Below are 26204 nucleotides of genomic sequence, written 5' to 3' on the forward strand. Positions count from 1 at the left end.
AAAAAAAGAGTAATTTCTTCTCAGGTAGAGAATAAAAATCATGAGTGACATTATTAAAGTAAAAAATCGAACGGCGAATACCACCAGTGAGGGACCGCGCGCTCGACTATTGTCCTGGCTGCACAACATCCATCCCGGTGTGGCGATGAAGCTCGGTATGATTTTGGTTGTTTGTATCGCAACGTTGCTGATTGGCGCCTCTTTTATATTATCGTCTTATCTTTCCAGAGAATTGCAGGTCAATGCGCTGGAGATGATTAAAACCAACACGCGGATATTCCGCAACAGTATTTCTAACGAGTTTCAGCGCGTGACTCGCGATGCGGAACATTACAGCAATGTTTATATTAATAATTATCAAAACGTTGCCAATAAACCGCTGCGTTATATGGACTCTACTGAATTAAAAACGGTGCTGAGCAACCCGAATACTAACTCACATTTCACCGAGTTAACCAGCGTATTTGCCAGTACGTTTATTCTGCAAGGCGAGCAATTTGTACGTGTCAGCAGTACGTTACTGGCGAGTTCAGGCAATACGGCAACAGCAACAGCGCTAGGGCATGATAATCCTGCGTTGCCGCTGCTTTTGAAAAATAAACCCTTTTCCGGTGTGGTCACACTGTTCGGTAAACAGTTTATTAGTCACTACGAACCGATTGCCGACAAATATGGTCAGGTCGTGGGGGCCGTCGCGGTGGGTTTCGACGTCAAACAGAGTTTGCAACCGATCATTCAGCGTTTGTTGAATGTGCATATTGGTAAAGATGGCTACGCCTATGTGCTGGATGCCGGATTTGAACCTGGTCGTATGTTGGTCCACCCCTCGTTGAGCAACCAGCAGGCAATTAATATTACCGATGCCAATGGTTTTAAGCTGTTTGCCGACATGCTCGAACACAAGAATGGCATCACTTACTACAACTGGGTGAGCGGTTATGGGGCATTGCCGAAGACCAAAGTTGCCGTTTATGAATACGTTGAAGGGATAAACTGGATAATCGCCACCACCAACTATGTTGATGATGTCGCCAAGAGCAGCAATCTGGTGCGTAACGGTCTGCTGCTGTTTACCGCGCTGCTGCTGCCCATCATTTTACTGCTGATTGCTGTGGCCAGCCGTTTCCTGATTTCCCGGCGCTTAAACCGTGTCCTGGGGATTGCACAAACCATTGCCGAAGGCGACTTAACGGTGGATGTTCAGGTCGATCACCACGATGAGATCGGCGAACTGCTGAGTGCGGTGGAGATGATGCGTCAGCGTCTGCACTCGTTGGTAGGCGGTATGGTTTCTCATGCAAATTCGGTACATCAGGCATCTTTGCATATTACCGAAGCGGTCGATGGGCAGGCATCAACCAGCGTGGAAACCTCATCTTCAGTGGCTGAAATTACCTCCACCATGGAAGAACTGTCTGCCTCATCGACACAGATAGCCGAACACTCACGGGCGGTTGTGGATATTGCCAACCAGACGCTCGAGGATTGCAATAAAGGCTCCGAGTCGATGTCGCAATTGCTGATGCGTATGACGGATATTGATACCGACAATCAGCAAAATATGCGTGAAATCATGATGCTCGGTAATAAGTCGACGGAAATCAGTCGCGTGATGGTGATCATTAACAGCGTCGCGGATCAGACGAAACTTATCGCCTTTAACGCAGCGCTCGAAGCTGCCAGCGCCGGGGAAGCCGGTAAGCGTTTCTCGGTGGTGGCAGCTGAAATCCGCCGTCTGGCTGATTCGGTGACGGAATCGACGGTTGAAATTGAAAATAAGATCAGTGAGATCCAAAACGCGATTAATCGTCTGGTGCTGAACGCGGAAAAAGGCGGTGAGAGCATTAAAGCAGGCGCAATAGCCTGTAAAGTCAGTGCTGAACATCTGAACGATATCGTTGTTACGGCTGAGCAAACTTCGACGGCGGCGCTGCAAATATCGCTTTCAACACAGCAACAGAAAACGGCGAGTAATCAGGTGGTCATGGCGCTACGTGAGATCGTTGTTGCCAGTAACTATACCTCGCAATCTATCAAAGACATTCTGGTTGTCAGTCAGGATATGACACAACTGTCGAAAGCGCTGAAAGAGGCTTCGTCCTCATTCACACTGACGGAAACAGATGCATGAATAGCAGCAACATTCGGGTGCTGATCCTCGACCTGGGCAGCGCATCGCGTAATGAGCTGGTCAGGCAACTGGAGGATCACCCGCACATTAAGGTGGTGGGGCAAGCAGCCCATCGCAGGCAGGCGATCCGACTGTTGCAACAGCTGATGCCGGACCTGCTGATTCTGACGCTGGATATTTCGAGCGCCGATAACGTCGAGATCGTGGAAACGATCATGGCAACCAGCGCAATCCCGATCCTTGTCATGAGATTTTGTCCAGAGAATCAATGGGATGATGATTACATTTCCCGTGGTGCGTTAGCGGTGTTGCACCATAGCAGTGATTCACCACTCTCAACGGATGCTTTGCATCGTAAAGTAGAATTATTGGTCGGTGTAAAAGTCATTCGACATATCAAGGGATTACGCTATCCAAGCGAACCAGTAATCCCCACTGTACGACCGATGACAGACGTTGTAAAAACGCCACAGGACTGGCCTTTTGTGCTGGCGATTGCCTGTTCGACGGGCGGGCCGCAGGCGCTCAGTAAGCTGTTACAGGAGCTGCCCGGTACGTTCCCGTGCCCGGTACTTATTGCCCAACATATTGCCGATGGCTTCGCGAAAAATATGGTGCATTGGCTGGATAGCGTGACCGATCTGAAGGTGCGACTGGCGCAGGAGGACGATCGGGTGGAAGCGGGGTATGTGTATATATTGCCACCGGAGCAGCACCTGATCGTCAAAAGCAACCAGCGTTTAGCGGCGATCCCAAGACAGGAAAGCGACGTTTACCATCCCAGTTGCAACCTGTTGCTGGAGTCGGTGGCTGAGGTGTTTCGCGAAAAAGCCGTCGGACTGATTATGACCGGCATGGGCAGCGATGGCTGCCGCGGCATTGAGCTTATTGTCCGCCGTGGCGGAACAACGCTGGCGCAGGACGAAGAAAGTTCGGTGGTATTCGGTATGAATAAGAACGCGATCGACAAGCAACTGATACACCGCACGATCCCTCTGGATGGCCTTGCTGCGGTACTGCTTTCGATGGCTTGCCACGGGCATGTTGAGAGTAAATTGCCATGATCCCTAATCTTCCTGACTATGCGCGCCTGATCAAAGAACGGGTCGGTTTGCACTTCGATAATGCCATGGAAGCATTGCTGAAAACGGCGCTGGGTCGGCGAATGTCCGAGCGAAAAATCAATGATTACTATGAATACTATGAACAACTGCGTAGCTCGCAGAATGAGTTTGATAGTTTCATCACGCTGATTACGATTAACGAAACCTATTTTTTCCGTGAAAGCGATACGCTGGATTTAATCTGCGATAAATGGATCCCGCGTCTGTTGCAACAGCGCAGCGGCCCGGTGCGAATTCTGAGTGCCGGATGCTCTTCCGGAGAGGAAGCCTACTCGTTGGCGATCAAGCTGCATGAGAAATACCTTGGCGGAATGGCCCAGCGCATTGAAATTTACGGCTGTGATATTGACCCGGCAATCCTGGCAAAAGCCCGCAACGCCTGCTATTCAAGCTACTCGTTTCGCGGCGTCGACCCGAGTATTCAGCAACGCTATTTTACCCGCTCGGGAAACCTCTACCGACTGCATGATGAGATCCGTGAGAAGGTCTCCTTCCATCGCACCAACATTATAAAAGAACAGTTACTGCCGGAAGTGGACATCATTTTGCTGCGCAATGTGTCCATCTATTTTGATACGCCAACGCGTCGCGAGCTGCACGGTAATTTGCTGAAGATGTTGCAACCGCAGGGAGCCTTATTTTTTGGCAATGCGGAAACGCTGGCTAACAATTTCGACATTCTGAAGCTGGAGCAGGAAGAGGGGATTTTCTATTTTTGCCACCATCGTGAAGCGGCAAGGGTTGTGCCTGTCCCCAGAGTTGCGGTGCGCATTCCGCAGTCGAGAGCGGTAGTTGAACAGGTTCCTCTGGTGCCCACGGCGCAGCAGAGTAATGACTGGTTGAAGAAAGCACGCGCCAGCCTCGATGAAAAATGTTTTTCTGAAGCTGAAAAATGTATCGCCTGTGTATTACGTGACGATCCCCGTAATCAGGATGCGCTTTTGATCCAGGGCGTTATTGCCCTCGAACAGCGTGAGTTTTCTCAAACAGCCGGAAACGCACAGCAGATCCTCGCCCAGGATGAGTGGTCGGCAGAGGCCAAAATGCTGCTCGGACTGGCGATGATGTGGCAACACCAGACCCAGCAGGCCATCGCCTGGTTCAAACAGGTGGTTTATCAGGAACCCGGCTACTGGCCTGCGCACTATTATCTGGCTGAAATGTACCGGCAAAGCGAGTTATACCAGCCTGCTCAACGGACTTATCGTGTGGTGATGCAGTTACTGAACGACGAGATAAACAATCCGTCCTCGGTTTGTCGTCTGCGTTTGCCAATGGTATTTCCTGGCAATACGTTTCGTTTCCTGTGTGAACATCAACTGGCGCAATTCGCCCATCAAAGTGGCTAATAAGAGCGATTATGGCTATCGATCTGAAAAAATTCGTTCTGCGCTTTATTGATGAAGGGAGAGGTCATTTGCAGACGATCAGCGAAGGGGCGTTTCTCCTCTCCGCTGATGAACATACCGACGCCTGGATAGGTGAGATGTTTCGCGCTGCGCATACCCTGAAAGGGGGCGCGCGGATGCTGAAGCTGCAAAGTATTGCCGATGTCACGCATCATCTTGAAGATGTATTGAGTGAACTACGTGATAACAAACTGACGCCGGACAGGGCGCTGGGCAATCTGATCCATGAGTCTGTGGAGTACCTTTCTGGTCAGCTTACCCAGCTTTTTGTCAGCGAAGGGGATAATCAATTGCCACCGGCGGATGCCGGGCTGTGCGAACGCCTTGCCCGCGCCAGTCGGGGAGAGGATATCACGCTGACTGTCGAAACTGCCGGGGCAACAGAAAAACCGGTAGTCCCTGCGCCTGCGACACCTTCCAGCATGGATGCCGGAATTAAGCAGGCGGATTTCGTTCGGGTAAAGCTGAATAAGCTCGATGGCCTGATCGACATTCTGGGGGAGGTGCTCGCCGGACATGATCGCCTGGAACAGCAGATACAAAACCTGAGTCAACTAGTACCACGGTTACCGGGATTAAGCGCTGAACAGCTTCGCCAGCAGATCCACGACTTTAGTGCCCAGTTAAAAGAAAGCGTTCAGCTCCAGCATTTGCAGATGTTTGAACTATACGATGTGGCGGCGCGGATCCGTATGCTGCCACTTTCAACGTTGTTTGAACCCATTTCGCTGCAGGTCAGCGAACTGGCTTCCACACTGAACAAGCAGGTGGTGTGCCGCTTTGTTGGCGGAGAAGTGGAAATCGACCGCCAGCTCATTGATCGGCTTTCAGAGTCGCTGACACATCTACTGCGTAATGCCGTTGATCACGGGATTGGTGAGATCGATGAACGTCTGGCGCTCGGTAAATCCACTCGCGGCACGATTACCATCACTACTCAGCAGGACGGCAGCGGGATACTACTGCGTATCGAAGATGATGGCCGTGGTCTGAACTATGAGGCCATCAGCGCGAAGGCGGTCAGTAAAGGTCTGGTTCCCGCTTCAATGGTCGGGCAGCTCTCCGAGCAAGAATGTAATGAGCTGATTTTTCATCCCGGCTTTTCGACCAGCAAGATAGTCTCCGAGCTTTCTGGTCGCGGCGTTGGTCTTGATGTGGTGCGCAAAACGGTGGTGACCGACCTGCAAGGCGATTTGCAGGTTTATAGCCGTCCGGGAGTCGGAACCAGCTTTAACCTGCGGTTGCCTGTTTCGTTAACCATGATGCGGATTTTGCAATTTGAAGAGCAGGGGCACCTTTTTGGACTGGCTGCGCAGTATGTGGTTGAGGTGGTGGAATGCACGACACAGGGGATCAGCGATATCGCCGGACGTCCTGCAATTATCTTGCATAACGAGTTTATCCCGGTGGTTTGCGTAGGTAGCTTGCTGGGCATTCATGAACGCCAGAGCAGCTTTTCAACGCCCGGACAGCGATTAATCGTGGTGCAGAACCAGTACAGCAAAATGGCGCTGCAAGTGGATAAGCTCCTCGATGAACGCAAGATGATGATCAAACCGTTACCGAAGCATATGCAACAGCAGTCGCTGGTCTCCGGGATGGTACAAACACCGGATAACCAACTGGTCAGCATCCTGCACGTTCCCGCGCTGATGGCGATGGCGCAACAATCACGGCAAACCAGTACACCAGCGCCCGCCACGAGCGTAACGCAGGATGCCTGGCATGTGTTGGTGGTCGATGACTCACTGAATACCCGTGAGATAGAAAAGAACGTGCTGGAAGCGCACGGCTATCAGGTGACTCTGGCAGAAGACGGGCTGTCGGGGCTGCAAAAAGCGAAACTGACCCAGTTTGATGCCGTACTGACGGATGTCGAAATGCCGTTTATGGATGGTTTCACCTTCACCAAATCGTTGCGTGGGGAGAAAAACTACCAGCATACGCCAATCATCATCGTGACGTCCCGCGCGAAGGAAGAGGACCGGCGACGGGGGATTCAGGTGGGTGCGGATGCCTACATCGCCAAGGGCGATTTCGAGCAGGACAGTTTGATAAAAACATTAAAAATGCTTTTGTGCTGATGGCGCAAAATCGAGAGAGAAAATGCGAATTTTATTAGTTGATGATGATCTTTTTGCGGCTGAACTGGCATCCATATTTTTGCAAATGGACGGCTACGATGTGGTGATTGTGGAAAGCGCGATTTCCGCCCTGGCGTGCCTGGACTCGGATAACAACATCGACCTGGTGATTAGCGATCTGCATATGCCAGAGATCAGTGGGTTGGATTTGCTGGCGCTGTTACGCGCTCAGGATTGGGCTAAGCCTTTTATTTTACTGAGTGCCAATGAAGTAACGGGCAGCGACGCTCTGTACGACCGTTGGGTGAAAAAAGATGAAAACCTCGCGGAAAATCTGGGGGCTGCTGTCAATGCGCTACTGCAACCATCTGCGATTAACTGAATAAGCCTACGTGTTTGATGAAACAAGAAAATAAGCATATAGCGATGGCGGCAGCGCAGGAAAAAATAGCGCGTTTACGGCAGGGGTTTCTACGCCGAATTCCCGACATGCTGGCACAAGCGGAAAGATTACTCGTTCAACTGGTCGCAGAGCCTAGCGAAGCCTGTCGCAAACAGCTACACATCCTGCTGCACAGTATTCACGGTTCGGCAGGGTCCTTTGGCTTTAGCCCGCTGGCGAATGCCTCAGCAGAAGGTGAGCGTTTACTAACAGAGCCGGAAACAGAGCAAAGCACATTGCATTACGATGAGCTGCGGCGAATCATCAGGTGGTTGTACACCCTGACTCAGGAGCAGCTCAATCTTGAACATCGTATCAGCGATACGGAGTTCACATTACCGATCGCCGCACAGCGCCCGGAAGAGGGATATGTTCGGCGGGCCAGTAAGCCTATCTACCTGTGTGATGATGATATTGACCAGGTCGAGCTTCTCGCGACCCAACTGCGCTGTTTTGGTTTTACCTGCCATGTGTTCGCGAACACGCAGGATTTCACTCAGGCCGTATTGTCGCAACCGCCTGCCGTGGTGATTATGGATGTTAGCTTTCCGGACAACGCCTACGGTGGACCGCTGGCAATGTCGGATTTGAAACAAAAAGTGGGCAAACCTTTCCCTGTGCTGTTTCTCTCGTGTCATAGCGATTTCAATGCCCGCGTCAACGCCATCAAATCTGGCTGCGATGGCTACTACGTAAAACCTGCGTCTATCACCGATTTAGTCCAGGAACTTCATCGCCTGACTCAACCGTCGCTGAAAAAGCCTTACCAGGTATTGTTGATTGATGACGAACCCGCGGTGGCGGAATACAACGCGGAGATGCTGCGCATGGCGGGCATGGAAGTGCATGTGCTGGAAAAACCTCACTATCTACTGCATGTACTGAATGCGCAGCCGATTGATCTGGTGTTGATGGATTATCACATGCCGGAGTTCAGCGGTGAGGAACTGACAAAACTGATTCGCCAAATACCGCAGCATATTGGCCTGCCTATCGCCTATCTCTCCAGCGAGACCAACAAGCATGCGCAGTTGGGAGCAATGAGCATCGGCGCGGAGGATTTTATCCTCAAACAGAGCGACCCAGAGGAGCTGATCCGCGCCGTATCGATTCGCGCGGAAAGAATGCGCGTCCTGCGTGCACGCATGTCGCAGGACAGTCTGAGCGGGTTATATAACCACTCAACGACCACCCATTTTCTCAAAAGCGCGATTGCCGAGTCGAACTACAGCGGCAACCCGTTTTGTATGGTGATGGTGGACCTGGATCGCTTTAAAAGTATTAACGATACCTACGGTCATGCGGTCGGTGACCAGGTAATTGTCGGTATTTCGCAGTTGTTCTCCCATCGCTTACGCAGCACCGATATCGTTGGCCGTTATGGTGGTGAAGAGTTTGTCATCATTATGCCCAACACCAGCAGTGACAAGGCCGCGCGCGTGGTCGAACGATTGCGCAGGGATTACGAGCAGGTCACGTTTTCCGTTAACGACGCCAGTTTTCACAGTACCTTCAGCGCGGGTATTGCCCAGTGGCAGTTTGGCGATCGGATTGAAACGCTACGCGAACGTGCCGATCAGGCGCTGTATGCCGCGAAACAAAATGGCCGTAACACTTTCTGCATTGCCGAGTAAAAGGAGTCAATATGAGCCAACAGCTGGAGCAGATTCTTGCGCTGAACCATGGTGAAAAACCGGAGTGTGAAAACGTTGATGAACCCCAGCGCACGCTGGTGTTATTTCAACTGGCGGGTAAAAATTTTGCCTTCTATGGGGCGCAAATTAAAGAGATCCTTGCTGAGCGCCCGATCTCCTGGGTTCCCTGTTGCGCGCCAATGCTTGAAGGGGTCATCAACTATCGTGGACGGGTGGAATCGGTAATGAGACTGGACAGCCTGATCGATAAACCTACCGTCAATTCGGCAGGTAAGCGCACTATTTTGATTGGATGCGCCGAGAAAATGCAAAGTGGGATCCTGATAGATAAACTGATTGATGTGTTGGAAGTCGCCGAAAGCCAGATTCATTTGCCAGGAGATTCGTTGCCCCCGGCGTTACAAAGCATCGCTGTGGGGGTGGTTAACGTGATAGAAACCTGGTACACGCTGCTCGATCTGAATCTGGTCTTTGAGCGTTATCAGGAGACCAGCGGTTATGACGGCACCCACTAATCTGGCGGCGGTACGTATTACTTTGGGAGCGCTAACGTTGTATATACCGGCAAACCAGGTTGGTGTGTGTTCGTTAGTGACTCAGGTTGTGCCTGAAATCCCTCGATTTAGCCAGTGGCTGGGGATTGCGGATGAGCCGCATGAGGGATGGCATTTGCATTTACGCGTCCCGGACAGTGGCGTTGAAACCGGCTGGTACCTATGGGGACAACTTGAGAATGTGATGCTCTCCGGCGACATTATTTTTGCCGTACCTCCGCTTCTGGCGCGTAACTGTCATCTGCCTGCGCTTCGTGCCCTGGTGGGACGTGAGGCGTTTAGCCCGCTATTAAGCTGGCGCTGACACGCTGCGGGAGCTTTAACGGTCCCGCAGCATGAGAAGGCTGGGAGTGCTAAATCCCGTTACTGGATATAAGCATCAACAGCCCGACTGACCAGCTTAGTCATAAAGTTGTCAATCTTATCAATGGTCTGCTTGTCCTGAAGATCGTAGGTTTTTGCTACGTCATCCAGGTTTTCATAACCGACCCAAACTCGCCCGATCTTATCCTGCCATATGGAGACACGTAACGGCAGATCCAGCGCGACACCCTGTTTATCCTGCATCAGTTTTGTGCCGACTTTAGGGTTACCAAATACCAGGACTTTCGTTGGCCTGAGGTTCATTCCCGCGCCCTCGGCATTTTTCTCGTGATCAATTTCGGTGAATACCGGAACGCCTTCGCTTTTCAGAATGGCTTTCAGTCGGGAGACCGTCTCATCGACTGAGAATTTACTTTCCTGGTTTTTGATCTTCTCTGAATTTAACCCAGAACCCAGCCCGATTTTATAGGCTTCAGCGATATCACGAGCCACCTGAGTCATGTCTACGCCTTCTTTGTTGGTCAGCATTGTCACGCAAACCAGTTCATCACCGGCGGTAAAGCGGCTCAGATAGGCACTAAAGCCACCTGTGGTTCCTTTGATTTCCAGAAAACCAGGATGGTGGGTAAATTCCCAGCCGGCCATGGCAGGCACGACTTTGCCATTTTTCAGTTTTGCCGGGCTATAGATAATGTCGCGCAGCTTTTTGTCTTTAACCAGCGTGCTGCCGGCAAGACCGATATCCCACTTACTGATGTCTTCCGCTGACGACCACAGACCACCGTAGGCGAACAGATTATCAGTGGCGATCGCGCTGACAGGCGCCAGTTTGTCACCCGCTGCGACGTAACCTGTTGCAGGCTCAACAGGGTTGATCCAGTCAATTTCTGACTTAAATTTCGAATGCTGATTATGTTGCTTATCAGGCGTCGGGCGATCAAGGAATGCTTTCGTTGGCATGTCTTTTGCGAACATGGTGCTTTGCAGACCTAACGGCGCAATTTGGTATTTGTTGACGAAGTCTACGTAACTCATTCCGCTGACTTTCTCGATAGCCATTCCTAACAGGATAAAGTCAGTTGCGCTGGAGTTGATATCCGTGCCGTTTTTAAATTCGAGCGGTTTATCTTTAACAAGATCCACCAGCTGCGCAGGTGTATATTTTTGCTCTTGTTTATAGCCGAAAGATCTGAAATCAGGGATCCCGGATGAGTGCTGCATTAATTCCAGAATCGTAATGTTATGCCAGCTTTCCGGCAGGCCAGGCAAATAAACACTCACAGGAGTATTAAGATCCAATTTACCTTGCTCTACCAGTTGCATTACTGCGACTGCAGTAAAAGCTTGCGTGATAGGGCCAATTCCCCACATGGTTTTGGTGGAAGCAAGCTCATCATTGGCAGCCGTTGCCAGACCGTATCCCGCTGAGCGCGGAATATAAGGCGCCTGAACAATCGCCATGGATAAACCCGGCAGATTATTTTTCGCCATTACCTCGGCAATGATCTGATCGATATATTTGCCGTTGACCTTTAATTGTGGATCACCACGGTTAACTAAGTAAGTAGTCTCATTTGTATTGGCAGCGGCCAATACCTGAGTAGCTGAAACAGACATGGAAAGTAAAATACATGCCGAAATAACCTTAAACTTAAGATTCATGGAAAAGCTCCGCGCTTAATTAAATTTATTTTGATGGCTAATGGATGAGCGATGTTGTACATACAATTACCCTCGGTAACCGTACTCATAGCTATTACTTAGCTGCTGCCTTTACCTTTTCAACCGTGGTGTTGGTGTCCCATAAATCATTGGCAATGATGCGGTAGTTGGTTAGAGCGGCGAGATAACCGTCACCTTCCGGAATGCGCGGACCCGCTGTCGCATCTTTAACGACGACAACTTCAAAACCTTGCTCAATCAATTCACGCATATGGGATTCAATACACAGATTGGCAGCCATACCGGCGAGAATGACCTGTGAGACACCGCGTTTTCTTAATTGCAGTACCAGGTCGTTGGTTTCTGGTCCGAAAATCTTATGCGGTGAGGCAATGACCGTTTCGCCATCATAAATATATGGCTTAAACTGCGGTAAAAAGTCTGCGCCGGAATTTTCAAAATTCTCCATCGTCAGTGGACCTTTACGACTGAACATTCCAGTGCCGTGCATAAATGTTTCTCCCGGTGCGGTAGATTGCCATTTATGGTCGTGCGGAAAGTAATAATGTGGAGAAATAAAAACAGGCATTTGTGCTTCTTTTGCCATTTTGAACAACGTCTCGAGATTTTCTACAGTATTATTTTCAATAATGCTGTCTTTAAAAACCTCCCAGCCAATACCCTGAGGACTTAAAAAATCGATCTGTGGATCGACTACCACCAACGCAGCTTCCTTATTATTAAGTGTTATACCTTTGCGTGGTAAGCCATAGGCCTCTGGTTCAGAATAGATTTCTGACATGCTCATCTTGCTCATAAAATTTACCTGTATTTTTATCTAATGTGATAGTGACTATCTGATTATTAAATAGCGCTGGTAAATATGGCATGGTTTCAGAACGGGGCATTTGTTCAGGACGCTGGGAATATTGTCATTACGTATTCTAATAACGATAGTGGGCATATCACTGCCCACTCCGTTAGAGGTCGTATTGCTGGCGTCGCCGTTCTAAACGACGATCGCGCAGGGTGGAATAAATAAAGGTCATCACAAACAGTAGCGAAAATAGTACGACGATGGTGGGGGCCGGTGCACTGTCGATGAAAAAAGACAGGTACACGCCCATAAACGAGGTAACGACCGACATAATCACCGCCAGCCACAAGGCGTGGGAAAATTTCCGCGTCATTAAAATCGCAATGGCGCCAGGCGCAATCAGTAAGGAGATCGACAAAATAATCCCTACTGATTTTAGCGTGGCGACAATCGTCAGGGCGATCATGCACAGCAGGCCGTAATGTAGCAGTGCAGTGTTAAGCCCACTGGCCTTTGCCTGATGCGGGTCGAACGCATGCAGCAGCAGATCTTTCCACTTAAGCCCAATAATAAGCGCTATCCCAAGCGTAATAACCGCGGTTTGTATGATGTCGCTGAACGATACGCCCAGCATATCGCCGAACAGAATATGATCGAGATGGACCTCTGACTGGATAGAGACGTACAGCACCAGCCCTGCGCCAAACATGCCGGAAAAGACGATTCCCATCAGGGTATCGCGTTTGATGCGGCTGTTATCGTCGAGATAACCCGTCGCCACCGCACAGAACAGCCCGGCGATAAATGCGCCAATTGCCAGTGGGATGCCCGCAATCCACGCCAGTACAATTCCCGGGAAAACCGCGTGGCTCATTGCATCGCCCATCAGCGCCCAGCCTTTGAGTACTAAAAATACAGACAGCAGCGCGCAGGGCACGGCGACAATGGTGGAGATGACCAGCGCATTGACCATAAAACCAAACTGAAAGGGTTCCAGCAGCGTTGTTAAGATCATACTGACTCCTTGTTCACCAGACGGGCGCGGCGGCGATTCGCCAGCAGACCGTGTTTTGGCGCGAAGACAAATGCCAGCAGGAACAGCAGCGTTTGCAGAACGACAATAATTCCGCCGGTTGCACCGTCCAGCCAGTAGCTCAGCCAGGCGCCGAAAAAGCTGGTCAGGCTGCCAATAGCTACGGCGATAGTGAGCAGGCGTGGAAAACGATCGGTCAGCAGCCAGGCCGTTGCACCGGGCGTAACCACCAGGCAAATCACCAGAAATGCGCCGACGGTTTGCAGCGCGGCGACCGTGGAAACGGAGAGCAGCGTAAAAAATAACAGCTTCAACCGGCCCGGATTCAGACCGATAGAGCGCGCGTGGTTTTCATCAAAAAAAACCACCATCAGATCTTTCCACTTCAAAAACAGGATGGTTAGCGAAATAACCCCGATGATGGCCAGTTGCAGAATATCTTCTGGCGCAATCGCCAGCACGTTGCCGAGAATAATGGTCTGAATATTCACCGACATCGGATTGAGCGACACCATAAACAGCCCGATACCGAAAAAAGACGAAAAAATCAGTCCGATAATCGCATCTTCCTTCAGGCGCGAACGTTGATTAAGAAACAGCATACTGCCCGCCGCCAGTCCGCCGGAAAGGAATGCGCCAAGCGCGAAGGGAAGCCCTAACATATAAGCGCCTGCCACGCCCGGCACGATAGAGTGCGACAGCGCATCGCCAATCAGCGACCAGCCTTTGAGCATCAGATAGCAGGAGAGAAACGCACACAGGCCGCCGACCATTGCCGAGACCCACATGGCGTTGAGCATGTACTGGTAGCCAAACGGCTCCGTTAGCCAGTTCATGGTTATTCCCCCTCGTTTGCCGTGCGTCGCGAAATAAACGGGCGTTCATCATCGGTAATTACGTGCTGTTCACCGCCGCTCAGCGCAACGTGACGCAGTACACCGCTGAATGCCAGTTCGAGATTCTCGGGGGTAAAGGTGGTTTCGGTGGGTCCACTTGCCAGCACCGTGCCCTTAATCATCACCGTGTAATCACAAAACTCGGTGACGGATCCCAAATTATGGGTAGAGACCAGCATGGTTCGACCCTCATCACGCAGTTCACGCAGCAGGTCGATGATCCGGGCCTCGGTTTTTACATCCACGCCGGTAAAGGGTTCATCCAGTAAAATAACCTGTCCGTCCTGTGCAATGGCCCTTGCCAGAAAAACACGCTTTTTCTGCCCACCGGACAGTTCACCTATCTGACGATGGCGATAATCCAGCATATCAACTCGCGCCAGCGCCGCATCTACGCAGGCGTGGTCAATTTGTTTTGGTCGACGCAGCCAGCCCATATGGCCAAAGCGTCCCATCATCACCACATCTTCCACCAGTACCGGAAACGACCAGTCCACCTCTTCTGACTGGGGGACATAGGCGATCAGATTCTGTTTGAGCGCCTTATTTACCGGCTGTTGCAGAATTGAGATTTCCCCCTGCGCCAGGCGGACAAAACCCATCAGCGCTTTAAAAAGCGTTGATTTTCCCGAACCGTTTACGCCGACCAGCGCGGCAATTGAGCCGCCCGGAACCTGAAAAGTGGCGTCCCGCAATGCGGTATGACCGTTGCGATACGTCACCGTAACCTGATTTACGGTAATCGCAGAGTGACTCATGGTTGGCTCTCCAGACCCTTGTTGATGCCGTTAACAATGGTTTGCGTGGTGACGCGCAGTAAATCCAGATAGGTCGGTACCGGACCGTCGGCTGCACTGAGGGAATCGACATACAGCACGCCGCCGTAATGTGCGCCAGACTCACGGGCAACCTGACGCGCTGGTTTGTCGGACACGGTGCTTTCGCTAAATACCGTCGGGATATGATGCTCTCTGATGGCATCGATAACCTTGCGTACCTGCTTGGGCGTACCCTGCTGATCGGCATTGATCGGCCACAGATACAGCTCCTTGAGATTGTTATCACGAGCTAAATAAGAGAATGCGCCTTCGCTGGTGACCAGCCAGCGTTTATCAGCAGGGAGCTTTGCCAGTTCTGTATGCAGTGGCGCCAGGGTCTGCTGGATTTTCGCTTTATAATTCTGCGCATTATTCTGGTAGGTTGCGGCATTGTCCGGATCATATTTGATCAGCGCATCGCGAATGTTATCCACGTAGATCAGCGCGTTCTCTGCTGACATCCAGGCATGCGGGTTTGGTTTACCGTTGTACGGCCCTTCGCTGATGCCCATTGGCTGCACGCCGTTTGAGACCATCACTTCAGGTACGCCGGACAAATTTTGGTAGAAGCGGGCAAACCATAGTTCGAGGTTTAGACCGTTGGAGAGAATAAGCTGTGCACCTTGCGCCCGTTTAATATCGCCTGGGGTTGGTTGATATTCGTGAATTTCAGCACCCGGTTTGGTGATAGAACTAACGTCCGCCGCGTCACCTGCTACATTGCTTGCCATATCGGCAATCACCGTAAAGGTGGTTACCACTTTGAATTTTTCTTTCGCCCAGGCGGGTGACAGCGTCAGCGCTGTTAACACGCTGGCAAGGAGAAATGACTTCAGATGGGGCAGATGCGGCATAGTATCCCTCGCAACAAAGTGGTTAATTTATCATCGAATATAGCCTTTGCTATGTTATATAGCACATGGCATAAACAAATGAAAATAATTCTTATTTGCGTAGGGTGCTAAGGATGTATCACCTTCAGGTAATAGTTCTGTGCTTTGTTAAGGTGTATTATTTATGCAACTTAATTGTGGAGGCATCATGTCCGGCAAACGCATTGCACGTGAAAAAATGACGATCCAGAGAATGATTTCGCTCTACGAGAGCCAGTGCCCGCAGGCTTCAGACGAGCCGGGGCATTACGATGCGTTATTTGCCTATGCGCAAAAGCGCCTCGACAAGTGCGTATTTGGTGAGGAAAAACCGGCCTGTAAACAGTGTCCTGTGCACTGTTATCAACCTGCTAAACGCGAAGAGATGAAGCAAATTATGCGTTGGGCTGGGCCGAGAATGCTCTGGCGTCACCCGATTCTGACCGTACGTCACCTGATTGATGACAAACGTCCAGTGCCGGAGTTACCCGAGAAGTACCAGCGGAAAAAATAAGGTCGCTGTGCGCCGGATGGCGGCTGCGCCTTATCTGGCCTACGAGAATAAGTGCATCTGTCGCGTAGGCCCGATGCGCATTGCGCCATCGGGCAACTTAGCCATGTGGTGATGAATGGCGACTACGCTTTGGTGGCAATCAGAATAGCTGAGGCTTTGATCAGCGCAACAACACGGCTTCCCTGACTCAGTTTCATCTCTTGCTGACTTTCGTTGGTGACGACGGCAACAATCTCGAAGCCTGCGTCAGTTTTGATATGTACCGTGGCGTTGACTGCGCCTTCTGTGACCTGGGAAACACTGCCAGCAAACTGGTTGCGGGCAGAGAACTTCAGACCACAGTCTTCAGTTGCCAGCGTCACCCATGGCGCTTTAATCAGGGCAATTGCTTCTTTCCCTTTCGCCAGACCCAGCGCCTGCTGGCTGCTATGGGTTACAATCGCGACCAGTTTTGCGCCGCCAGCCAGCGTCAGTTCAACTTCATCATTCACTGCGCCCGTAGCGACTGCGCTCACCGTACCGGTTAATTGATTACGTGCTGATACCGCCATACTGCCTCCTTTCGTTGAGATATCACCCAGTATAGCCACACTGGCTAAACCAGTGCATCCTTATCAATGCCTAATCGCTTCATGCGTGAGAGTAACGTTGTACGTTTCAACCCCAGCCTTTGTGCCGCGCCTTTGGGACCGGCAACCACCCCGTTGGTTTCTTTCAGTACGCGCATAATCAACTGGTATTCATCTTCACCGTCCTGCGCGACTTCGGTTGCCACCGGAGGCGTGGACGGCGTCAAAGGGGCAATATCCGGAAGGGACAGTTGCAGTACGTTGCCCCGGGTAAGCAGAACCGCACGTTCTACCACGTTTTCCAGCTCACGCACGTTACCCGGCCATTCCATACAGCTCAGCGTGCGCAGAGCCTCGGCAGGAATACTGTCGATATTGCGTCCCATCCGACGAGCAATTTTAAAGGTGAAGGCTTTTACCAGCAGCGGAATATCTTCCGGGCGCTCACGCAGCGGCGGCAGATGGATCGGGAAGACGTTCAGCCGGTAGTATAGATCGTTACGAAATTCGCGATCGGCAACCATCTTCTTCAGATCGCGGTTGGTAGCGGCGATCAAGCGCACGTCGGTCTGGATCAGCTTATTACTGCCCAGACGTTCAAATTCCTGCTCTTGCAGAACGCGCAGTAGCTTAGGCTGAAGCTCCAGCGGCATATCGCCAACTTCATCGAGGAACAGCGAACTTTTATCTGCCAGCTCGAAACGCCCAATACGTTGCGTGCTGGCCCCGGTAAACGCGCCGCGCTCATGACCAAACAGATCGCTCTCCAGCAATCCGGCAGGCATTGCCGCGCAGTTCATCTTCACCATCCGACGGGCGTTACGTCCGCTCAGGTTGTGAATGGCTCGTGCGATCAGCTCTTTACCCGTTCCGGTCTCACCCAGAATCAAGACGGTGCTGTCGCTTTGCGCCACCATTTCGACCTGCTTGAGTACGCTGTACATCGCTTCGCTGCGACCAATGATTTCGCCGAACTCACTCTCTACGTTGTTGAGTTGTTCAGTCAACGCCAGGTTTTCATCGACCAGACGTTCCTTCAGGCGGTGGATCTCCTGATAGGCAAGGGCGTTATCCACGGCAATTGCCACACGCTCGGCAATCTGGCGCAATAGCTTGAGGTTGGCGGTAGTGAAAACTTTCTCTTCGCACTGTGCCAGCTTGAGTACGCCGAGCATAGTATTGCCGGACATCAGCGGTAGCAGACACAGGGTTTGTAGCTGGTTGCCCCAGGTTTCGAACAGCATCCGTTCGTAAGGGGCAAGGATGTCACGTTCGCTCAGGTTGATCAGCAGCATCTCTTTGCTTTTGAAGACCCGTTCAGAGAGCGTTCCCGCTTCGTCCACTTCACTCTGTTCGTGTGCCGGATGATGTTCATCCAGATAGTGAGTGGAATAGATACTGAGTTTATTTTTGCGATCGCTGCGTAACACGATGCTGATGGCATCGATGTCGAAGTAGTGGTGGATCTCTTTGGCGACTTCGCTGACCAGCTCATCAATATCCAGTCGGGAGAGCACGGCATTGGTGATGGCGACCAGGATGCGAAAGTTGTCACGCTCACGACACAGCAGATCGTAATCGACGTTGTTGCTGACTCTGCTTTGAATTTGTTCAGCAACGACGCCGACTATCTGAGTGAAGGTCTGTAGACGGTTATATTCTTTTTCACTCCACGGACGGTCTTCGTTACGGATGAATTCGCAACCGCCAAAGATGCGCCCATCTGCCGCCAGTGGCAGCAGGCAGTAGTGGCCAAATTCAGAATACAGTCCACCTGAAGCCAATTGTGGCCATGTTTCCGTAAACTCATGATAGTTGCAGTGCAACGCATCAGGGCGAGACAAAATACGGCGTACCGGACCATGTGCCAGCACCGTTTCGTCTTCATAATCGATGGGTTTACCATTTTCACGCGTTGCAAAATAACGCGCACGTTGCGTTTGTGCCTGCCATAAGACAATAGCCGCGCAGTCGGCCAGCGCTGAACGCTTGACCAGCTGCGAAAGCGCCTCGCTAAGAGACGGGAGATCGGGCTGCTGTAATAATGTACGAGTAATATCGAACAGGCCTTGCTGTCCGAGGTCACTCATCGGTGTATACGACATATTGCTTTTCCAGGGAAAGCACCGCAGAACGGTGCGAAAACGGTAAATGAATTATAGGTATAAGTCGTAAATTATTGCCGGATGGCCTGCCACTGAACTGGCCAGGATATACAATCCGTTGGCCCGATCAGCAAAGCGGTATCAGGCATAATGCAGCATTAACGCCGGATGTTGACGCTAATGCGTCTTATCCAGCCTACAGCATGCTGCCAACCGGCTGCTAGCATATACGAGGTAATGGTTCGGCGTGTGGTAAATCGAGGGTTCGTTTCACACCGTAGAGTCCGGCAAGACGAACACCTTTGCGTTCGACCACTTCACCAATCATTGCGGCATCACACCCTAACGGATGCGCGCGCAGTGCGGCAAGTACGGTTTCAGCGGCCTGGCGCTCAACGGCAATCACCAGCTTGCCTTCGTTAGCAAAGTTGAGCGCATCCAGACCCAGCAGCTCGCAAACGCCACGCACCGCTGGCTTCACGGGCAGAGCAGCTTCCGACAGCTCAATACCAAATCCGCATGCTGCGGCAAATTCATGCGTGACCGCATTCACGCCGCCACGGGTGGCGTCACGAAGCGCCTTCACGCCAGGAATATCACGCAGCGTCTGGATAAGAGGTGTTAACACCGCGCAGTCGCTGACCAGTTCGCCATCCAGACCCAATTGCTCGCGTAGGTTAAGGATAGTTGCCCCGTGATCGCCAAGAGAGCCACTGACCAGCAGCACATCACCCACGCTGAGAGTCTGTGCACCCCAGTGAATGTTGGCGGGAATTGCCCCCATTCCGGCAGTGTTAATGAACAGCTTGTCTGCTGCACCACGCTGCACGACTTTGGTATCGCCAGTCACGATGGCGATGCCTGCTTCGCGCGCGGTTGCTGCCATGCTGTTAACAACGGTTTTCAGTGTCTCCATCGGCAGACCCTCTTCGAGGATAAAACCGCAGGAGAGGTAGCGTGGAATAGCCCCGCTGACCGCTACGTCGTTAGCCGTACCACAGATGGCCAGCTTGCCGATATTGCCGCCGGGGAAGAACAACGGATCGATAACGTAGCTGTCAGTTGAAAACGCCAGACGGTCGCCTTCTGCCACCAGTTGTGCCAGTTCCAGACGCGCTTGATCTTCTTGTTCCGCCAGCCACGGATTCGCGAAAGCCTCCATAAACAGACTGTTGATCAACTGCTGCATAGCCTGACCGCCGCTACCGTGGGCGAGTTGTACGCTGCTCATGCTTCACACTCCTGCTGACGATACTGATACCAGGCGGCACATGCGCCTTCTGAGGAGACCATCAGGGCGCCAAACGCGGTCTCCGGGTTACACGTTTTGCCAAATAACGGGCACTGATGTGGTTTACATCTGCCCGTCAGCACTTCCCCACAACGCGCGCGCGGATCGTCATATACCTGCTGCGGCGCTGGCTGGAAATGTGCTTCGGCATCAAAGCGCTGATAGTCCGGCGTCAGGTGAACGCCAGAGGATTCGATAACGCCCAGACCACGCCATTCGCTGTCACCATTGACGCAGAACACCTCGGCAATGGCCTGTTGCGCTAACGCGTTACCGGCATCCGGTACCACGCGGCGGTACTGGTTTTCTACCTGGCTTTGGGCTGCAATTTTCTGCTCAATTAACATCACTACGCCTTGCAGGAGATCAAGCGGTTCGAAACCGGCGACCACCAGCGGGCGATGGAAATCTGAAGCAATGAAGTTGTAGGCGTCGGTGCCAATCACCATGCTGACGTGGCCCGGCGCTAAAAAGGCGTCGATACCGTTGTCCGGCTGTTCCAGCAGGCTGCGCAGCGTAGGGATAAGCGTGATGTGCTGGCAGAAAAAGTAAAAGTTCTGCACATCACGCTGCTTTGCCTGTTGCAGGGTGATAGCGGTCGTTGGCATTGTGGTTTCAAAACCCAGACCAAAGAACACCACTTTACGCGTTGGGTTTTCCTGCGCCAGCTTCAGTGCATCCATCGGTGAATAGACAATACGGATATCCGCACCGCGCGCCTTGGCTTGCAGCAGGGAGCCTTGCTTACCCGGGACGCGCATAGCGTCGCCAAAGGTGCAGAAAATCACTTCTGGATGGCTGGCGATTTCTACACAGCTGTCGATTCTGCCCATCGGCAGAACGCAAACCGGGCAACCCGGACCATGAATAAACTCCACGTTTTCCGGTAGCAACTGGTCGAGCCCGAATTTGAAGATAGCGTGGGTATGACCACCACAAACTTCCATGATCCGCAGCGGGCGTTCAGCCGTGTAGGAGAGGTGGGCGGCACGTTCGCACAGGTGCTCTATCAACTGCATCACCTGTTCTGGTGCGCGGTATTCGTCAACAAAACGCATTTATTTTTCCTCGCCGTACAGCAACGCGCCGACATCCGGCTCAACGTCAAACATGTTTTGCAGCGCGTCGAGCGTATCGCGCGCTTCAGCTTCATTAATGATGCTCATGGCAAAACCGACGTGGACCAGTACCCACTGGCCGAGGCGCGGTTGACCATGTTCATCACAGCTACCGACCAGCGTCAGGTCGACGTCGCGCTGAATACCGCAAACGTCGACTTTGGCCTGGTTGCCATCAATGGTGCGGATTTGACCCGGAACACCTATGCACATCGCTGCGTCTCCAGCCAGGAGAGCCATTGATCCATCCCTTCACCACTGGTGGCGGAAATTAGGATAATCTCAATCCCCGGGTTCACTTCCCGGGCGCTGGCGATGCATTTTTCAACGTCAAAATTGAGGTACGGCAATAGATCCACTTTGTTGAGCAGCATCAGCGATGCGGCGGCAAACATATGCGGGTATTTCAGCGGTTTGTCTTCACCTTCGGTTACTGAAAGCACGGCCACTTTATGGCGCTCGCCGAGGTCGAAGCTGGCCGGGCAGACCAGGTTGCCGACGTTTTCAATGAACAGAATACCGTTATCGTCAAGCGGCAAACGCGGCGCGGCGTCAGCAATCATTTGTGCGTCAAGGTGGCAACCTTTACCGGTGTTGACCTGAATGGCGGGTGTGCCTGTGGCGCGAATACGGGCGGCATCGTTCACCGTTTGCTGGTCACCTTCAATAACGGCGCACGGCACGCTATCTTTCAGCTTCATCAGCGTTTCGGTCAGCAGGGTAGTTTTACCAGAGCCCGGGCTTGAAACAAGGTTCAGCACCAGATGCTGACGGGCCGCAAAGCGGGCACGGTTGCGCTCGGCGAGGCGGTTGTTTTTGTCCAGTACGTCAATTTCCACTTCCAGCATACGGCGTTGGCTCATACCTGGTGCGTGGGTTCCGGCCTCACCGTGACCGTAGTGCAAATCGCCTTCTTCAGTCTGGCTCGGTGTGAAATTTGAGGTCTTCACACCGGTAATATTCAGCGCCGGACGAGCCGCCGGGGCAAATGGCGCGCTGCGAAACGCCGAGTGGGGATTATGCTCATCACCCTCTATATATAGGTTGCCTTCAGCGCAACCACATGTCGTACACATCGCTCACTCCTGATCTTTTTACTTGCGATACATCTGTTGCCGGATGGCTGCGTTGCCTTATCCGGCCTACAAACGAGCTGTTTCTGTAGGCTGGATAAGACGCTTAAGCGTCGCCATCCGGCGCTGGAGTTTCATCTATTTCAATACGTCGAATCTGTAAGCCGTCATCGGCCACAATTCTCAGCATATCGCTGTTGCATTGCGGGCATCGGCGCACGCGTTGCGTCAGTAACGTGACGTATTGCTGACAAGATTCGCACCAACATTCGGCTTCTTGTTCTTCGAGGTGGAGTTTACAACCTTCTGCAAGGGTCCCGCGGCATACCAGATCAAAACAAAAGGAGAGAGCGCTGGTTTCTACGCAAGAAAATGCGCCAATTTTGAGCCAGACCCCAGTTACTCGCTTAGCACCGTGTTGCGTGGCCTGTTGTTCAATCAATTCCAGTGCCCGTTGGCAGAGGGTTATTTCGTGCATACCGCCTCCTGTGAAGTTGCCGTAGTAAAAGCAATAAGCATGCCAGGTTGATTTTTTTCATTCGTGACAATGACGACGATGACGAAATGACATGTCGTCACCCGCCTTTGATTTTTTATCTATATGAAAATTAAGTAATTTAATTTTGGCATGAAATGTGCTTAAGGCTGTTCATCTCTGCTAAACGGGTAACCTGACATGACTATTTGGGAAATAAGCGAAAAAGCCGATTACATCGCTGAACGGCATCGTCGCCTACAGGACCAGTGGCGTATTTACTGCAACTCGCTGGTTCAGGGGATCACCCTGTCAAAAGCGCGTTTGCATCATGCGATGAGCTGCGCACCGGACAAGGATCTCTGCTTCGTCCTTTTTGAACACTTCACTATCTACGTCACGCTGGCGGACGGCTTTAACAGCCATACCATCGAATACTACGTCGAAACGAAAGACGGTGATGATAAGCAGCTGATTGCACAGGCAGAATTGACTATCGACGGTAAGGTCGATGAGCGTATTAGCAACCGCGATCGCGAGCAGGTGCTGGAGCACTATCTCGAAAAAATCGCCACCGTCTACGACAGCCTGTACACCGCGGTTGAGAACAATATGCCGGTGAATTTAAGCCAGCTGGTTGAGGGACAAAGCCCGGCTTAAGCCTCGGGTGCTGCCCACTTTGTCATGGTGCGGTCTACATACTGCGTCACGACGTTTTAGGGAATGGGCATGTCGAAAAATGTCGAAATGACATTTGGTAGACATGTTTTCGTCAAAAATGACTATCACCTGAGGAATGCCTGGTGAATCGTTTTGTAATTGCTGACTCCACTCTTTGTATTGGCTGCCACACCTGTGAAGCCGCCTGCTCAGAGACACATCGCCAGCATGGCCTGCAGTCAATGCCGCGCCTGAAAGTGATGTTAAATGAAAAAGAATCCGCGCCGCAGCTTTGCCACCAGTGTGAAGATGCGCCTTGCGCCACCGTGTGTCCGGTTAATGCCATTAACCGCGTTGATGGCGCCGTACAGCTGAACGAAAGCCTGTGCGTAAGCTGCAAACTGTGCGGGATCGCTTGTCCGTTTGGCGCGATAGAGTTTTCCGGTAGCCGTCCGCTACACATTCCGGCAAACGCCAATACGCCAAAAGCGCCTCCGGCTCCGCCAGCGCCTGCTCGCGTGAGTTCGCTGTTGGACTGGGTTCCTGGCGTTCGTGCCATCGCGGTGAAATGCGATCTGTGTAGTTTTGACGAGCAAGGTCCTGCCTGCGTGCGCATGTGTCCGACCAAAGCCCTGCATCTGGTGAGCAACATGGATATCGCCCGCGCCAGCAAACGTAAGCGAGAGCTGACTTTCAATACCGATTTCGGCGATCTCACCTTGTTTCAGCAGGCTCAGAGTGGGGATGCAAAATGAGCGCAATTTCACTGATTAACAGCGGCGTAGCCTGGTTTACAGCGGCTGCGGTTCTGGCATTTCTGTTTTCATTTCATAAATCGCTGAGCGGATGGATTGCTGGGGTTGGCGGTGCAGTCGGCAGCCTGTGTACGGCAGCCGCGGGTTTTACCGTTCTGACTAATGCGCTGGCAGTGAGCGGCGTGATGCCGTTTATTGGTCACAGTCTGCAAATTACTCCGCTGAATGCTATCTGGCTGATTACACTGGGCCTGTGCGGCCTGTTTGTCAGCCTGTACAACATTGACTGGCATCGTCATCCTCAGGTGAAAGCTAACGGCCTGCTGGTGAATCTGCTGATGGCCGCGGCGGTATGTGCGGTGGTTGCCAGCAACCTCGGTACGCTGGTGGTGATGGCGGAAATTATGGCGCTGTGTGCCGTGTTCCTCACCGGATGCAGTAAAGAAGGCAAACTGTGGTTTGCGCTGGGGCGTATTGGTACGCTGCTGCTGGCGGTCGCCTGCTACCTGGTGTGGCAACGTTACGGCACGCTGGAGCTGCGTCTGCTAGACCTGCGCACCCAGGAGCTGCCGCTCGGGTCTGACATCTGGCTGCTGGGCGTGGCAGGTTTTGGCCTGCTGGCCGGGATTATTCCGCTGCACGGTTGGGTGCCACAGGCACACGCCAATGCCAGCGCACCGGCTGCTGCGCTGTTCTCTACCGTCGTCATGAAGGTTGGTCTGCTGGGTATTCTCTCCCTGTCGCTGCTGGGCGGTAACGCGCCGCTGTGGTGGGGGATTACGCTGCTGGTGCTGGGTATGATCACCGCGTTTGTTGGCGGTCTGTATGCGCTGATGGAACACAACATCCAGCGCCTGCTGGCGTACCACACGCTGGAAAACATCGGCATTATTCTGCTGGGTCTGGGCGCTGGCGTGACCGGAATCTCCCTGAATCAACCGGCGCTGATCGCGCTGGGTTTGACCGGCGGTCTGTACCACCTGGTAAACCACAGCTTGTTCAAAAGCGTTCTGTTCCTGGGTGCCGGCAGCATCTGGTTCCGTACCGGTCATCGTGATATCGAAAAACTGGGCGGTATCGGTAAACGTATGCCGGTTATCTCGCTGGCGATGCTGGTTGGTCTGATGGCGATGGCCGCACTGCCGCCGCTGAACGGTTTTGCCGGTGAGTGGGTTATCTACCAATCCTTCTTTAAGCTTGGCAATAGCGGCGCATTTGTCGGTAGCCTGTTAGGACCGTTGCTGGCGGTAGGGCTGGCAATTACCGGCGCGCTGGCGGTGATGTGTATGGCGAAAGTCTATGGCGTTACGTTCCTTGGCGCACCGCGCACGAAGGAAGCTGAAAATGCCTGCTGCGCGCCAATCCTGATGGGAGTGAGCGTCGTCGCGCTGGCTATCTGCTGCGTGATTGGCGGCGTTGCTGCGCCGTGGCTGCTGCCGATGATCTCCTCTGCCGTTCCGCTGCCGTTGGAAACCGCGAACACCACCGTTTCTCAGCCAATGATCACGCTGCTGCTGATCGCGTGTCCGCTGCTGCCGTTCATCATCATGGCCATTTTCAAAGGCAACCGTCTGCCGTCGCGTTCACGCGGTGCGGCATGGGTGTGTGGTTACGATCACGAGCAGTCAATGGTGATTACCGCGCACGGTTTTGCCATGCCGGTGAAAGAAGCCTTTGCCCCGGTACTCAAACTGCGTAAATGGCTGAACCCGGTATCACTGGTTCCGGGCTGGCAGAATGCGGCTGCACCGGTGCTGTTCCGTCGCCTGGCGCTGATTGAGCTGGCGGTGCTGGTGGTGATTGTGGTTTCACGAGGAGCCTGA

Annotated in this window: 25 protein-coding genes; 12 read left to right on the forward strand and 13 right to left on the reverse strand. The window is 52.4% G+C overall.

Features of this window, described 5'->3' with window-relative positions:
- Positions 1–40: 40 nt before the first annotated feature.
- The 8 genes from BZK40_RS04270 to BZK40_RS04305 are packed head-to-tail and all read left to right on the forward strand — an operon-like array spanning position 41 to position 9703.
- Positions 41–2131 carry a methyl-accepting chemotaxis protein gene (locus BZK40_RS04270; protein WP_079934216.1) on the forward strand — a complete coding sequence of 697 codons (2091 nt, stop codon included), beginning with the start codon at positions 41–43 and terminating at the stop codon, positions 2129–2131.
- The gene (locus BZK40_RS04275) at positions 2128–3195 is read left to right on the forward strand and encodes a chemotaxis protein CheB (protein ID WP_079934217.1); all 1068 of its coding nucleotides are present in this window, start codon (positions 2128–2130) and stop codon (positions 3193–3195) included. Before BZK40_RS04270 ends, BZK40_RS04275 begins: the two co-directional genes overlap by 4 nt.
- Positions 3192–4604, forward strand: coding sequence for a CheR family methyltransferase (locus BZK40_RS04280; protein WP_079934218.1), 1413 nt, complete (start codon positions 3192–3194; stop codon positions 4602–4604). Before BZK40_RS04275 ends, BZK40_RS04280 begins: the two co-directional genes overlap by 4 nt.
- 11 nt (positions 4605–4615) lie before the next feature.
- Positions 4616–6748, forward strand: a complete 2133-nt coding sequence (locus BZK40_RS04285; protein ID WP_079934219.1) for a hybrid sensor histidine kinase/response regulator — start codon at positions 4616–4618, stop codon at positions 6746–6748.
- Positions 6749–6770: 22 nt separating this feature from the next.
- Complete coding sequence (locus BZK40_RS04290; protein ID WP_008785648.1) at positions 6771–7130, forward strand: response regulator; 360 nt, start codon at positions 6771–6773, stop codon at positions 7128–7130.
- A gap of 17 nt (positions 7131–7147) precedes the next feature.
- Positions 7148–8824 carry a diguanylate cyclase gene (locus tag BZK40_RS04295; RefSeq protein WP_008785647.1) on the forward strand — a complete coding sequence of 559 codons (1677 nt, stop codon included), beginning with the start codon at positions 7148–7150 and terminating at the stop codon, positions 8822–8824.
- 11 nt (positions 8825–8835) lie between these two features.
- On the forward strand, positions 8836–9360 hold the full coding sequence (locus BZK40_RS04300; protein WP_008785646.1) for a chemotaxis protein CheW: 525 nt from the start codon (positions 8836–8838) through the stop codon (positions 9358–9360).
- Complete coding sequence (locus BZK40_RS04305; RefSeq protein WP_079934220.1) at positions 9344–9703, forward strand: hypothetical protein; 360 nt, start codon at positions 9344–9346, stop codon at positions 9701–9703. The genes BZK40_RS04300 and BZK40_RS04305 overlap by 17 nt, the downstream gene beginning before the upstream one ends.
- 59 nt (positions 9704–9762) lie before the next feature.
- Here BZK40_RS04305 and BZK40_RS04310 read toward each other — a convergent pair whose 3' ends face one another.
- The 6 genes from BZK40_RS04310 to BZK40_RS04335 form a co-directional block, all read right to left on the reverse strand.
- A complete protein-coding gene (locus tag BZK40_RS04310) occupies positions 9763–11385 on the reverse strand; it encodes a serine hydrolase (RefSeq protein ID WP_079934221.1) in 1623 nt (540 codons plus the stop codon).
- A 94-nt stretch (positions 11386–11479) separates the two neighbouring features.
- Positions 11480–12202 (reverse strand): cysteine hydrolase family protein, encoded by a 723-nt coding sequence (locus BZK40_RS04315; protein ID WP_079934222.1) that lies wholly within the window; start codon positions 12200–12202, stop codon positions 11480–11482.
- A 163-nt stretch (positions 12203–12365) separates the two neighbouring features.
- Positions 12366–13217, reverse strand: a complete 852-nt coding sequence (gene sitD / locus BZK40_RS04320; protein WP_032944764.1) for an iron/manganese ABC transporter permease subunit SitD — start codon at positions 13215–13217, stop codon at positions 12366–12368.
- Positions 13214–14071 carry an iron/manganese ABC transporter permease subunit SitC gene (gene sitC, locus BZK40_RS04325; RefSeq protein ID WP_008785642.1) on the reverse strand — a complete coding sequence of 286 codons (858 nt, stop codon included), beginning with the start codon at positions 14069–14071 and terminating at the stop codon, positions 13214–13216. The genes sitD and sitC overlap by 4 nt, the downstream gene beginning before the upstream one ends.
- A gap of 2 nt (positions 14072–14073) precedes the next feature.
- Positions 14074–14889 (reverse strand): iron/manganese ABC transporter ATP-binding protein SitB, encoded by an 816-nt coding sequence (gene sitB / locus BZK40_RS04330; RefSeq protein WP_003825870.1) that lies wholly within the window; start codon positions 14887–14889, stop codon positions 14074–14076.
- Positions 14886–15803, reverse strand: coding sequence for a metal ABC transporter substrate-binding protein (locus BZK40_RS04335; RefSeq protein ID WP_057068101.1), 918 nt, complete (start codon positions 15801–15803; stop codon positions 14886–14888). Before BZK40_RS04335 ends, sitB begins: the two co-directional genes overlap by 4 nt.
- Before the next feature lie 187 nt (positions 15804–15990).
- Here BZK40_RS04335 and BZK40_RS04340 point away from each other — a divergent pair, with 187 nt between their 5' ends.
- A complete protein-coding gene (locus BZK40_RS04340) occupies positions 15991–16335 on the forward strand; it encodes a nitrous oxide-stimulated promoter family protein (protein ID WP_003825888.1) in 345 nt (114 codons plus the stop codon).
- Positions 16336–16457: 122 nt separating this feature from the next.
- Here BZK40_RS04340 and BZK40_RS04345 read toward each other — a convergent pair whose 3' ends face one another.
- The 7 genes from BZK40_RS04345 to hypA all read right to left on the reverse strand — a co-directional run bounded on the left by BZK40_RS04345 (position 16458) and on the right by hypA (position 22969).
- Positions 16458–16886: a TOBE domain-containing protein gene (locus BZK40_RS04345; RefSeq protein WP_003825890.1), complete on the reverse strand. Its 429-nt coding sequence runs from the start codon at positions 16884–16886 to the stop codon at positions 16458–16460.
- 44 nt (positions 16887–16930) lie between these two features.
- Entirely contained in the window at positions 16931–19009 is a 2079-nt protein-coding gene (gene flhA, locus BZK40_RS04350; RefSeq protein ID WP_032944751.1) for a formate hydrogenlyase transcriptional activator FlhA, read from the reverse strand.
- Positions 19010–19229: 220 nt separating this feature from the next.
- Positions 19230–20240, reverse strand: a complete 1011-nt coding sequence (gene hypE, locus BZK40_RS04355) for a hydrogenase maturation carbamoyl dehydratase HypE (protein ID WP_032944749.1) — start codon at positions 20238–20240, stop codon at positions 19230–19232.
- Positions 20237–21358, reverse strand: a complete 1122-nt coding sequence (gene hypD, locus BZK40_RS04360) for a hydrogenase formation protein HypD (RefSeq protein WP_003825899.1) — start codon at positions 21356–21358, stop codon at positions 20237–20239. The genes hypE and hypD overlap by 4 nt, the downstream gene beginning before the upstream one ends.
- Positions 21359–21631, reverse strand: a complete 273-nt coding sequence (gene hypC / locus BZK40_RS04365) for a hydrogenase 3 maturation protein HypC (protein ID WP_003037411.1) — start codon at positions 21629–21631, stop codon at positions 21359–21361.
- On the reverse strand, positions 21622–22494 hold the full coding sequence (gene hypB, locus BZK40_RS04370; RefSeq protein WP_003037409.1) for a hydrogenase nickel incorporation protein HypB: 873 nt from the start codon (positions 22492–22494) through the stop codon (positions 21622–21624). The genes hypC and hypB overlap by 10 nt, the downstream gene beginning before the upstream one ends.
- A gap of 103 nt (positions 22495–22597) precedes the next feature.
- Positions 22598–22969, reverse strand: a complete 372-nt coding sequence (gene hypA / locus BZK40_RS04375) for a hydrogenase maturation nickel metallochaperone HypA (protein WP_008785634.1) — start codon at positions 22967–22969, stop codon at positions 22598–22600.
- Positions 22970–23167: 198 nt separating this feature from the next.
- On the opposite strand from hypA, the gene hycA reads away from it, so the two are divergent.
- From hycA to hycC, 3 genes are all read left to right on the forward strand, one after another.
- The gene (gene hycA, locus BZK40_RS04380) at positions 23168–23626 is read left to right on the forward strand and encodes a formate hydrogenlyase regulator HycA (RefSeq protein WP_079934223.1); all 459 of its coding nucleotides are present in this window, start codon (positions 23168–23170) and stop codon (positions 23624–23626) included.
- Between the two features lie 143 nt (positions 23627–23769).
- Positions 23770–24381, forward strand: a complete 612-nt coding sequence (gene hycB, locus BZK40_RS04385) for a formate hydrogenlyase subunit HycB (RefSeq protein WP_003825909.1) — start codon at positions 23770–23772, stop codon at positions 24379–24381.
- Entirely contained in the window at positions 24378–26204 is a 1827-nt protein-coding gene (hycC, locus tag BZK40_RS04390) for a formate hydrogenlyase subunit 3 (RefSeq protein ID WP_003825912.1), read from the forward strand. The genes hycB and hycC overlap by 4 nt, the downstream gene beginning before the upstream one ends.

The sequence above is a fragment of the Citrobacter portucalensis genome (assembly GCF_002042885.1).
GTDB classification, from domain to species: Bacteria; Pseudomonadota; Gammaproteobacteria; order Enterobacterales; family Enterobacteriaceae; genus Citrobacter; species Citrobacter portucalensis.